The organism is Devosia sp. BK, from assembly GCF_032907385.1.
Lineage (GTDB): Bacteria > Pseudomonadota > Alphaproteobacteria > Rhizobiales > Devosiaceae > Devosia.
Map to the genome: position 1 here is coordinate 1001651 of NZ_JAIMBX010000001.1, position 11383 is coordinate 1013033.

Below are 11383 nucleotides of genomic sequence, written 5' to 3' on the forward strand. Positions count from 1 at the left end.
ATCGATAGCTGAGATAGTGAACCTTCCTGGGAATTGGTTCGACTATGCCAACTCGTTTAAAACGCCGGCCTTTCTGGCGCCCCTTGGGGCTTGCCATCGCGCTCCTGGCCTTTCAAGGCTATCTTGGCTATTCGGCCATCAGCGGGCAATTCGGCATCGAAAGCCGCGAAACTATTCATAACGACATCCAGGTTTTGAAGGATAAGTCTTCGGCACTGCAGGCCGAGATCGACAGCTTCGAACATCGCAATTCGCTGATGAATCCGCGCCATCTCGACCCCGATATCGTCACCGAGCGGGCCCGTGCACTGCTCAACATGGCCAATGCCGACGATATCCTCGTGATGGTCGATCCGAATACCGGTAAACCTATTTCCGGTAAATTCGAAGAATTAACCGACGGCGAGTTAATCAAGATTATTGAAGACGGGTCAACGCTTTAGGTTGATCTGCCTTGCTTGCTCTTGGCAATTTTATCTGCTCTAAGCTTGCGCTATAGTGTCGGAGATGGCCTGATCGGCCCAGCGGCAAATTCCATTCTAGACGGGAGCCTACCATGGCGCGCAAGGCGACGGCCACTTCGGCCACGACGCAGCCCAACGTCCCACAGTTCACCAATGAACAGGATCTCGACGCATTCCGCGAGATGCTGCTCATCCGCCGGTTCGAAGAAAAGGCCGGCCAGATGTATGGCATGGGCCTCATCGGCGGCTTCTGCCATCTCTATATCGGCCAGGAAGCTGTCGTCACCGGCATCACCATGGCGAGTGAAAAGGGCAAGGACGCCCAGATCACTGGCTATCGCGACCACGGCCACATGCTGGTCATGGGTCTCGACCCCAAGGGTGTGATGGCTGAGCTCACTGGTCGCCAGGGCGGCTTGTCGAAAGGCAAAGGCGGCTCGATGCACATGTTCTCCAACGAACATCGCTTCTATGGCGGCAACGGCATCGTCGGCGCGCAGGTTTCGCTTGGCGCAGGCCTGGCCTTTGCAGCGAAATATACCGGCGACGGTTCGGTCAGCATTGCCTATTTCGGCGACGGCGCGGCCAATCAGGGCCAGGTCTACGAAAGCTTTAACATGGCCAAGCTCTGGAAGCTGCCGGTTGTCTTCGTGATCGAGAACAATAAGTACGCCATGGGCACCTCGATCGAGCGCGCTGCGGCAACCACCGACTTCTCCAAGCGCGGCGCTTCGTTCGACATTCCGGGCGAACAGGTCGACGGCATGGATGTGCGCATGGTCCATGACGCGGCCAAGCGCGCCATCGAGCATGCGCGTTCGGGCAACGGCCCCTATATCCTCGAAATGCTGACCTATCGCTATCGCGGCCACTCCATGTCCGACCCGGCGAAGTATCGCTCCAAGGACGAAGTGACCAAGTATCGCCAGGAACGCGACCCGATCGAACAGGTGCGTGCACGCCTTCTCGAAGCCGGCAGCGTCACCGAGGAAGACCTTAAGAAGATCGAGACCGATATTCGCGCTATCGTCACGGAAGCGGCCGATTTTGCGACCAACGATCCAGAACCCGATGCTTCGGAACTCTGGACCGACATCACGATCGAGGCCTAAGCGCAGATGGGCATCCTGCTCGGCGTTATCATGCTGTTTGCCCTGTTGTCCGGCGCGCTTGCAGCCGGACAGGCCGTGGCGATCAGCCGCCGTGCATCGGTCAGCGGACCGAGCCCGCGCGACTGGCTTTTTGGCTGGTGGCGTTTCGAACGGATTTCCGGTTGGGCCGGTCTCAGCGGCGAAGTGCAGGCTGCCACCTATAAGCGCGCCGTTATCGCGTGCCTCGTCTTTATCACTTTCGGCCTGATCCTAAGCGGCTGGGTCGTCAATCAACGTCAGGGTCCGGCGCAGGTCAGCGCCGTCACCTCAACCGATTGGCACGTGCGTCTCGCTCGTCTCGCCGAACACTTTGACATTCGCCGCGCGGCTGACATGCCCGGCGCGCTTATTCTGGAGAGCTGATATGCCCCAAATCCTCATGCCCGCCTTGTCTCCCACGATGGAAGAGGGCAAGCTCGCCAAGTGGCTCGTCAAGGTCGGCGACACAGTCAAATCTGGCGACGTGCTGGCTGAAATCGAAACCGACAAGGCGACGATGGAAGTCGAGTCGGTCGATGAAGGCGTGGTCAAGGAAATCCTCGTCGAGGAAGGCACCGAGGGCGTGAAGGTCAATACGCCAATCGCGCTCGTGCTTGGCGAAGGCGAAGAAGTGGGCGAGGGCAATCGCCCAGCGGCTCAGACGACTTCGTCCGATCCAGAAGGCCAGTCGGCCGTGCCGGAAGCGGCGGCCGCGCCAGTGCCTGCCGAGCCCAAGACCGGCGGCGAAGCGCCGAAATTCGTGGCGCAGAACGATCCAGACCTGCCCGAAGGCGTCGAGATGGTCGAACTGACCGTCCGTCAGGCGCTCAATGAAGCCATGGCCGAAGAAATGCGCTCGGACGCGAATATCTTCATCATGGGCGAGGAAGTCGCCGAATATCAGGGCGCCTATAAGGTGACCCAGGGCCTGTTGCAGGAATTCGGCCCGCAGCGCGTCATCGATACGCCCATCACCGAGCACGGCTTTGCCGGTCTCGCCGTTGGTGCGGCCTTTGCTGGCCTCAAGCCGATCGTTGAATTCATGACCTGGAACTTTGCCATGCAGGCAATCGACCAGATCATCAACTCTGCTGCCAAGCAGCTTTATATGTCAGGTGGCCAGGTCAAGGCGCCGATGGTGTTCCGCGGCCCCAACGGCGTCGCCTCGCGCGTTGCCGCCCAGCACAGCCAGGATTATTCGGCATGGTACAGCCATGTGCCGGGCCTGACCGTCATCGCGCCCTATAGCGCAGCCGACGCCAAGGGCCTTCTCAAGGCAGCGATCCGCTCGCCGAACCCGGTCGTCTTCCTCGAAAACGAAATTCTCTACGGCTCCACCGGCCTCGTGCCGAAGATGGACGATTTCGTGCTGCCGATCGGCAAGGCGCGGATCGCCCGCAAGGGTGCCGATGTGACCATCGTGTCGTTCTCGATGGGCATGCGCTATGCGACCCAGGCAACGGAAAAGCTGGTTGCGGCCGGTGTCGACGTCGAACTCATCGATCTGCGCACGCTGCGTCCGATGGACAGCGACACCGTCATCGAGTCGGTCAAGAAGACCGGTCGCCTCGTGACCGTCGAAGAAGGCTGGCCGCAGGGCGGCATCGGCGCCGAACTCGCCGCACGCGTCATGGAACAGGCTTTCGACTATCTCGATGCGCCCGTGCTGCGCGTGACTGGCAAGGACGTTCCGATGCCCTATGCCGCGAACCTTGAAAAGCTGGCCTTGCCCCATGTTGACGAAGTGATCGCGGCCGTGAATGCCGTGACCTATCGCTCGTAAGGAGACCCGGTATGCCAATCGATATCACCATGCCGGCGCTCTCTCCCACGATGGAAGAGGGCAAGCTTGCGAAATGGCACGTCAAGGAAGGCGACTCGGTCTCTTCCGGTGACGTGATCGCTGAGATCGAAACCGATAAGGCCACGATGGAAGTCGAGGCCGTCGACGAAGGCAAGATCGGCAAGATCCTCGTTGCCGAAGGCACGGACAATGTGAAGGTCAATGCCGTCATCGCCGTCCTGCTGCAGGAAGGCGAAGATGCCAGCGCCATCGGTTCGGGCGGCGCAAAGCCGGCCGAGGCACCGAAGGCTGAAGCAAAGACCGAAGCGCCGAAGGGCGATGCGGGCACGCTGCAATATGACAAGGGCACGTCGACGACCTCGACCGCGCCTGTGTCGAATTCGAATACAGGCTCCAGCGCGCCCAAGCCTGCTGCTGCGCCGGCTTCGGCCAAATCCGAAAGCGGCCGCGTCTTCGCCTCTCCGCTGGCCAAGCGCCTTGCCAAGGAAGCGGGGATCGATCTCGCTTCGGTGGCGGGTTCCGGTCCCAAGGGGCGCGTGATCAAGGCTGACGTGGAAGCGGCGAAGTCCGGTAAGGGTGCTGCCAAGCCTGCTGCTGGTGCGCCGGCTGCTGCCGCTGCGCCTGCGACGGGCATGAGCAAGAACCAGGTCATGGCGCTCTACGAAGAAGGCACCTACGAGGTCGTGCCGAACGACGGCATGCGCAAGGTCGTGGCCGCGCGCCTGACCGAAAGCAAGCAGACCGTTCCGCACTTCTACCTCACACTCGATTGCAAGATCGATGCGCTGATGGCCGCCCGCGAGCAGATCAATACCGCGGCCCCCAAGAGCAAGGACGGCAAGCCCGGCTACAAGCTCTCGGTCAATGACTTCGTGATGAAGGCCTGGGCCATTGCGCTGCAGCGCGTGCCGGCCGCCAACGCGACTTGGGCCGGGGACTCGATCCTCTACCACAAGCGTTCGGACGTTGCGGTTGCCGTCTCCGTGCCGGGCGGTCTCTTCACCCCGGTGGTCAAATCCTGCGACACCAAGACCCTTCGCGAAATCTCGGAAGAGGTGAAGGATCTGGCGGGTCGCGCAAAGTCCAAGAAGCTGGCGCCGCATGAATACCAGGGTGGTTCGTCCTCGGTGTCCAATCTCGGCATGTTCGGGATCAAGCATTTTGCGGCCGTGATCAACCCGCCCCATGGCACGATCCTTGCGGTCGGCGCCGGCGAAGAGCGCGTCTATCCCGAGAATGGCCAGATCAAGATCGGCCAGTTCATGACGGTCACGCTCTCCTGCGATCACCGTGCGGTCGATGGTGCCCTCGGGGCCGAACTGCTCGGCGTCTTCAAGGGGCTGATCGAAAACCCGGTGATGATGCTGGCTTAAGGAGGGGATATGAAAACCATCCTCGCCTATGGCGACAGCCTGACCTATGGGGCCAATCCGCAGCCGGGTGGCCCCCGTCATGCCTATGAGGATCGCTGGCCGACCGCGCTCGAGCGAGGGCTCGGCGGCACGGCGCGGGTGATTGCCGAAGGTCTCGGCGGTCGCACGACGGTTTCGGACGACTGGTATGCGGCGGCCGATCGCAATGGCGGGCGCATCCTGCCGACCATCCTTGAAAGCCATTCGCCGCTTGATCTCGTCATCATCATGCTCGGCACTAACGATCTCAAGCCTGCGATTTGCGGTTCGGCGATCGAAGCCTCGTTCGGCATGCGGCGGCTGGTGCAGATCATCCGCGGTCACTATGCCGGCAAAGGCGAACAGGCGCCCGAGATCATTCTCGTTTCGCCGCCGCTCGTTTGCGACAGCGACAATGCCGACATGATGGGCCATTTTGGCGGCTATGAGCACGGGCTCAAGGAATCCAGCCAGTTCGCGACGCATTATGCCAAGCGGGCAGGGGAGTGGAACACCGGCTTCTTCGACGCCGCGACCGTTGCCAAAGCTTCGCCGCTCGACGGCATTCATATCGACGCGGCCAATACCCGCGCCATCGGCGAGGGCCTCGTGCCGCTCGTCAAACAAGTACTGGGCCTCTGAGCCCGACTCTTTCTGGAGGCCCTCATGGCTGACCAATACGATCTTCTCGTCATCGGCGCCGGCCCCGGCGGTTATGTCGCTGCCATTCGTGGCGCGCAGCTGGGCATGAAAGTCGCTATTGTCGAGCGCGAGCACATGGCTGGCATCTGCTCGAACTGGGGCTGTATCCCGACCAAGGCGCTGCTGCGTTCGGCTGAAATCTACGGCCATATGGGCCATGCCAAGGACTATGGTCTGACGGCCGAAAAGTTCGGCTTCGACCTCGACGGCATCGTCAAGCGTTCGCGCGCCATTGCGGCGCAGATGAACAATGGCGTGCAGTTCCTGATGAAGAAGAACAAGATCGACATCATCTGGGGCGAAGCGACGATCACCAAGCCGGGTGAGATCAAGGTTGCGCCGAGCAAGAAACCGGTCGTTCAGCCGCAGGGTCCCGTGCCGAAGAATGCGCTCGGCGAAGGCACCTATAAGGCCAAGAACATCATCATCGCGACTGGTGCGCGTCCGCGCGTGTTGCCGGGCATCGAGCCAGATGGCGACAAGATCTGGACCTATTTCGAAGCGCTGAAGCCGGCCGAAATGCCGAAGTCGCTGGTGGTCATGGGTTCGGGCGCGATCGGCATCGAATTCGCCTCGTTCTACCGGTCGTTTGGCGCCGAGGTTACGGTCATCGAGCTGCTCCCCAATATCCTGCCGGTGGAAGACGTCGAGATTTCCGGCCTTGCCCGCAAGCGGTTGGAAAAGCGCGGCATCAAGATCATCACCGAAGCCAAGGTCGCCAAGGTCGAAAAGACCGGTAACGGCGTCGTTGCGTATGTCGAGACCAAGGACGGCAAGACCCAGCAGATCGCTGGCGACAAGCTGATCTCGGCTGTCGGCGTCATGTGTAATATCGAAGGCCTCGGCCTCGAAACGGTCGGCGTCAAAACGGAGCGCGGCGCTATCGTCATCGACCATTATGGCAAGACCAATGTGGATGGCATCTGGGCCATCGGCGACGTCGCCGGCCCGCCGATGTTGGCGCACAAGGCTGAGCATGAGGCTGTCATCACGGTCGAAAAGATCGCCGGCCTCAAGGTCCACGGTCTCGACAAGACCAAGGTGCCGGGCTGTACCTATTGCGAGCCGCAGGTGGCGAGCGTCGGTTTGACCGAAGCCAAGGCCAAGGAAGCCGGCCGCGAGATCAAGGTTGGCCGCTTCCCATTCGTGGGCAATGGCAAGGCGATCGCCCTTGGCGAGCCGGATGGCCTTGTTAAGACCATTTTCGACGCCAAAACCGGGGAACTTCTCGGCGCGCATATGATTGGTGCCGAGGTGACCGAGCTCATCCAGGGCTTTGTCGTCGCCATGAATCTCGAAACCACCGAAGAAGAACTCATCCACACCATCTTCCCCCATCCCACACTGAGCGAAACGATGAAGGAAAGCGTGCTCGACGCTTATGGTCGCGCGCTGAACATCTGATCGGCCGACGCAAACTTTGGATCTCACCCCGGCCAAGGCCGGGGCACACCCCAAGGTTTGTGATCGAGGCACCATCTCAGGATGGATCCCGGCCTTCGCCGGGATGACAGCCGGTTGGTGGGAAGATCACCAAACCAGAGGAGTTATCCACATGGTCAAGGCAATTCAGATCGGCTTGGGACACTGGGGTTTCAGTTGGTCCAAAGAAGTTATCCCCAAAGTTCACGCTGTTGAAATGGTGGGCTATGTCGACACCAGCCCCGACGCCACGGCGCGTGTTCAGGGTGAACTCGGGATCGATCCAAAACTCTGTTTTACGAGCCTCGACGAGGCGGCCAAGCGCACTGATGCCACGCTGGCGATTTGTACGCTGCGAACCGAGGCGCACTATCCCGTGGTCAAGCGCTGCCTAGAGCTTGGCTATAATGTCATTGTCGAAAAGCCCTTCACCACCACCATTGCCCAGGGCAAGGAGCTCGTTGCGCTCGCTGCCCAGCAGGGCAAGGTGCTGATGGTCAGCCAGAATTATCGGCACCAGCCGGGCCCGATCGCGGTCGCCGAGCTGATTGCCAATGGCAAGTTCGGCGCCATGAACATGGTGTCGCTCGATTTCCGCCGGCATGGTCCGACTCAGGGCTATCGCTACTGGGATATGCCCGATCCGCTCCTCGCTGACATGTCGATCCACCATTTCGACCTGATGCGCTATGTGCTGGGCGACGAGCCGGTGCGGCTCTCTTGCCGTACGTGGAATCCGCCGGGCAGCCCATTCCATTTCCATCCGAGCGGCGTTGCGACGATCGAATTTTCGCGCGGCACCATGCTGTCCTATCGCGGCAGTTGGATGAATTCGGGTCCGGTGACGCCATGGGCGGGCGAATGGGTGATGGATGCGGCCGAGGGCCAGATTCGCTGGAGTTCGCGCGATCATTTCCGCGACAAGGCGGGCCCGGACGTGTTGACGCTACAGCCGATCGATCAGTCAGCGGAGACGGTTTCTTTATCGCCAGTCAAATATCCTGACCGCACAGGTACGCTCAACGCCATTGCCGGCGTCGTCGACACGGGGATCATCCCGACCGGCTTCAGCTCGGGTCAGGACAATCTTGGCTCGCTGGCGCTGGTGCAGGCCAGCATCATGTCTGCATCGCGCGGCGGCGATTGGGTCGAAATGGAAGAAGTCCTGGGCTGAGTCTCGCAAACCAGCCTAGCAATAAGGCCGGGTTGAACCGGCCGCCCAAGGGAGCGATATAACGGGCACACGCCCAGACAGGACTATCATGGTCACGCTCATCGATAATGCGGCCCGCCCGCGCCATCCAGAAAAGGCCAACCGGCCCGAAAGCATCGTGCTGCGCAAGCCGGACTGGATTCGCGTCAAGGCGCCCGGCTCGCCGGTTTATAAGGAAACTCAGCAGATCGTGCGCGAGAACAATCTCGTCACGGTCTGCGAGGAAGCCGGCTGCCCCAATATCGGCGAGTGCTGGAGCAAGAAGCACGCGACCATGATGATCATGGGCGAAATCTGCACCCGCGCCTGCGCCTTCTGCAATGTGCGGACGGGCCTGCCGACCGGACTCGACCCCAACGAGCCGGAAAACGTCGCCAAGGCCGTGGCCAAGCTTGGCCTCGAGCATGTCGTCATCACTTCTGTGGACCGTGACGACCTCGCCGATGGCGGTGCGCAGCATTTTGCCGACGTCATTCGGGCGATCCGGGCGGCGACGCCCAAGACCACGATCGAAATCCTCACGCCGGACTTCCTGCGCAAGGAAGGCGCGCTGGAGATCGTCGTTGCGGCCAAGCCCGACGTCTTCAACCACAACCTTGAAACCGTGCCGTCCAAATATCTCAAGGTACGCCCCGGCGCGCGCTACTTCCACTCGATCCGGCTCTTGCAGCGGGTCAAGGAGCTTGATCCGACCATCTTCACCAAGTCCGGCATCATGGTGGGCCTGGGCGAAGAGCGGAACGAAGTGCTTCAGCTCATGGACGACCTGCGTTCGGCCGATGTCGATTTCCTGACTATCGGGCAGTATCTGCAGCCGACCAAGAAGCACTACCCGCTGCAGCGCTTCGTGACGCCGGAAGAGTTCAAGTCGTTTGCGACGGTCGCGACGGCGAAGGGGTTCCTCCTCGTCTCGTCGAGCCCGTTGACCCGTTCGTCGCACCATGCCGGCGAGGATTTTGCGAACCTCAAGGCAGCGCGGCTGGCCAGGCTCGGACACTGATGAAGCGTTTCTTCGAGCGGCATGTGCCGCATCTGCCGCGCGCCATGTTCGATATCGTGGCCGATCTCGAAAGCTATCCGGCCTTTATCCCCAACTGCAAGGCGATGGACGTGCGTCCCGATCCCTCGGCACGAGGCAAGGATGTGCGGCTCGCGCGCATGACACTGCATTTCGGTCCGATCACGCAGGCCTATACGAGCCGCGTAACATCAGACGCCGAGGCCCTCACCATCGCCGCCAAGGCTGTTGATGGTCCCTTTGCCTATCTGGATAGCCTTTGGCGGTTCGAAGCCGAAGGGCAGGGGACGCGCGTGCGCTTTGAGATCGACTTCAAAATCTCCAACATGCTGATCGCCGCCGTGGCCGAACCGGCCTTTGCGGCGAAACAGGATGAGATCATGCGCGCCTTTGCCGAAGAAGCCGACCGCCGCTACGGCGACTGAAGGCTTCAGTCGGCCTCGTCTGTCGTCAGCACCTGATGCACCAGATCGAGCGCGGCGGCGACAGTTGCCTTGCGCACCGCCTCGCGGCCGATATCACCGAAGCGATGTTCGATGACGACCGTCGCGAGATCGGTCGATACGGCGACATAGACGAGGCCGATCGGCTTTTTCTCCGTGCCGCCATCGGGGCCGGCAATGCCGGTAGCAGAGACGGCGACATCGACGCGGGCGGTGTTGCGGGCGCCGTCGGCCATGGCGCGGGCGACCTGATTGCTGACCGCGCCATAATCATGGATGAGGCGAGAAGGGACCTGGATCATCCGCGACTTAGCGGCATTGGAATAGGTTATGTAGCCGCCATGGACAGCGGCGGACGAGCCGGGCACGTCGGTCAGTGCTGCTGCGATCAAGCCGCCCGTGCAGCTTTCGGCGGTGACGATTGTCTTGCTGCTGTCACGCAGCAGATCGATGATGTGTTTGCTGACGCTCGGTTCGGGGGATTTTGCCATCACTCATCCCTCGGCACTTCTACGCTTGCGCTTGCCATGGCCACGATACCTTCCTCCCGCCCGGTAAACCCGAGCCTTTCACTTGTCGTCGCCTTGACCGCAATGCGATCAGGCTTGATCCCCAGCGTCTGGGAAATCACAGTGCACATCGCCGGGACGTGTTTGGCAATCCTCGGCGCTTCACAAACGATCGTGACATCGAGGTTGACAATGCGCCCGCCGCGCCTTGCGACGAGGTCGCCGGCATGTTTGAGGAAAATAGTGGAGGCCGCGCCCTTCCACTGCATGTCGCTCGGCGGGAAATGGATCCCGATATCGCCTTCACCGATGGCGCCCAGAATGGCGTCGGTCAGCGCATGGAGCGCAACGTCGGAATCGGAGTGGCCATTGAGCTTGGCGTGGTGCTCGATGCGGACGCCGCCAAGCCAGACGTGATCGCCGGGCTCGAAAGAATGGACGTCAAAGCCGGTGCCGACACGAGTTTCCATGGCGATATCTCCTTGGAGCATGCGCTCGGCGCGCTGAAAATCTTCGGGATGGGTGATCTTGATATTGTTGCGGTCGCCCATGACCATGGCCACGCGCATGCCCGCCCATTCGGCGATTTCGGCATCGTCCGTAAATTCGCGACGGACATTGCCGGCGCGCATATGGGCCGAAAAGATCTGCCCGAAGCGGAAGCCTTGCGGGGTCTGGGCGGCGGAGAGTAGACGCCTGTCTTCGGTGGCAACGACTTCCCGGCCATCGAGCGAGCGCTTGATGGTGTCGGTGAGCGGTACGGTGGGCAGCGCGCCATCATATTGACCAAGCTCGGCGATGACGTCGCCAATGACTTTTGGGTCGGTGAAGGGGCGGGCTGCATCCTGAATAAGCACGAGATCGGGGCGGCTGGGCGCCAGGGCCTTCAGGCCCTCCAGAACAGAGGCTTGACGCGTGGTGCTGCCATTGATCGGCGCAAGAATACGCGGGTCGCTCAAGCCAAGGGCATCAAATCGCTCGGTATGATCCGGGTGGATGACCGGGAGGATCTGGCTGATCGCGTCGAAAGCGAGGAAAGCGTCGATGGTGCGGGCGAGGACGGCGCGGCCAGCGATGGTGCGATACTGCTTGGGAGTTGCATCGCCACTGCCTTGGGCGCGCTCGCCTTTTCCCGCTGCGACGATGATTACGGCTATGGATTTTGGGCGTGTGGACATATAGGCAGATGCAACTCAACCGTCATACATCTGACTGGTCTAGCCCCGAGCATGCCATGCGGCAAGAGCACCGCTGGTTCCCAGTGGTGGCGCATTGGTTCTGTATTGC

General features: G+C 61.1%; 12 protein-coding genes. 10 read left to right on the forward strand and 2 right to left on the reverse strand.

From position 1 onward, the window contains the following. Positions 1-44 precede the first annotated feature (44 nt). The 10 genes from DevBK_RS04865 (at position 45) to DevBK_RS04910 (ending at position 9569) form a co-directional block, all read left to right on the forward strand. Entirely contained in the window at positions 45-443 is a 399-nt protein-coding gene (locus DevBK_RS04865) for an FtsB family cell division protein (RefSeq protein WP_317184651.1), read from the forward strand. Positions 444-556: 113 nt separating this feature from the next. Next, positions 557-1576 (forward strand): pyruvate dehydrogenase (acetyl-transferring) E1 component subunit alpha, encoded by a 1020-nt coding sequence (gene pdhA, locus DevBK_RS04870; protein WP_061911547.1) that lies wholly within the window; start codon positions 557-559, stop codon positions 1574-1576. A 6-nt stretch (positions 1577-1582) separates the two neighbouring features. Continuing rightward, on the forward strand, positions 1583-1978 hold the full coding sequence (locus tag DevBK_RS04875; protein ID WP_317184652.1) for a hypothetical protein: 396 nt from the start codon (positions 1583-1585) through the stop codon (positions 1976-1978). Positions 1979-2015: 37 nt separating this feature from the next. Further along, a complete protein-coding gene (locus DevBK_RS04880; protein ID WP_410494061.1) occupies positions 2016-3377 on the forward strand; it encodes a pyruvate dehydrogenase complex E1 component subunit beta in 1362 nt (453 codons plus the stop codon). A gap of 11 nt (positions 3378-3388) precedes the next feature. Then, complete coding sequence (locus tag DevBK_RS04885; protein ID WP_317184654.1) at positions 3389-4771, forward strand: pyruvate dehydrogenase complex dihydrolipoamide acetyltransferase; 1383 nt, start codon at positions 3389-3391, stop codon at positions 4769-4771. A gap of 9 nt (positions 4772-4780) precedes the next feature. Then, the gene (locus tag DevBK_RS04890) at positions 4781-5431 is read left to right on the forward strand and encodes an SGNH/GDSL hydrolase family protein (protein ID WP_317184655.1); all 651 of its coding nucleotides are present in this window, start codon (positions 4781-4783) and stop codon (positions 5429-5431) included. Positions 5432-5455: 24 nt separating this feature from the next. After that, the gene (gene lpdA, locus DevBK_RS04895; RefSeq protein WP_317184656.1) at positions 5456-6895 is read left to right on the forward strand and encodes a dihydrolipoyl dehydrogenase; all 1440 of its coding nucleotides are present in this window, start codon (positions 5456-5458) and stop codon (positions 6893-6895) included. A 151-nt stretch (positions 6896-7046) separates the two neighbouring features. Continuing rightward, on the forward strand, positions 7047-8087 hold the full coding sequence (locus DevBK_RS04900) for a Gfo/Idh/MocA family oxidoreductase (RefSeq protein WP_062630276.1): 1041 nt from the start codon (positions 7047-7049) through the stop codon (positions 8085-8087). A gap of 88 nt (positions 8088-8175) precedes the next feature. Beyond that, positions 8176-9126 (forward strand): lipoyl synthase, encoded by a 951-nt coding sequence (gene lipA / locus DevBK_RS04905; RefSeq protein WP_317184657.1) that lies wholly within the window; start codon positions 8176-8178, stop codon positions 9124-9126. Next, entirely contained in the window at positions 9126-9569 is a 444-nt protein-coding gene (locus DevBK_RS04910; RefSeq protein ID WP_317184658.1) for a type II toxin-antitoxin system RatA family toxin, read from the forward strand. Before lipA ends, DevBK_RS04910 begins: the two co-directional genes overlap by 1 nt. Positions 9570-9574: 5 nt before the next feature. Here DevBK_RS04910 and DevBK_RS04915 read toward each other — a convergent pair whose 3' ends face one another. Both DevBK_RS04915 and DevBK_RS04920 read right to left on the reverse strand, forming a co-directional pair. After that, on the reverse strand, positions 9575-10078 hold the full coding sequence (locus DevBK_RS04915; RefSeq protein WP_317184659.1) for a CinA family protein: 504 nt from the start codon (positions 10076-10078) through the stop codon (positions 9575-9577). Beyond that, on the reverse strand, positions 10078-11274 hold the full coding sequence (locus tag DevBK_RS04920; protein WP_317184660.1) for a bifunctional 2-C-methyl-D-erythritol 4-phosphate cytidylyltransferase/2-C-methyl-D-erythritol 2,4-cyclodiphosphate synthase: 1197 nt from the start codon (positions 11272-11274) through the stop codon (positions 10078-10080). Before DevBK_RS04920 ends, DevBK_RS04915 begins: the two co-directional genes overlap by 1 nt. Positions 11275-11383: the final 109 nt, after the last annotated feature.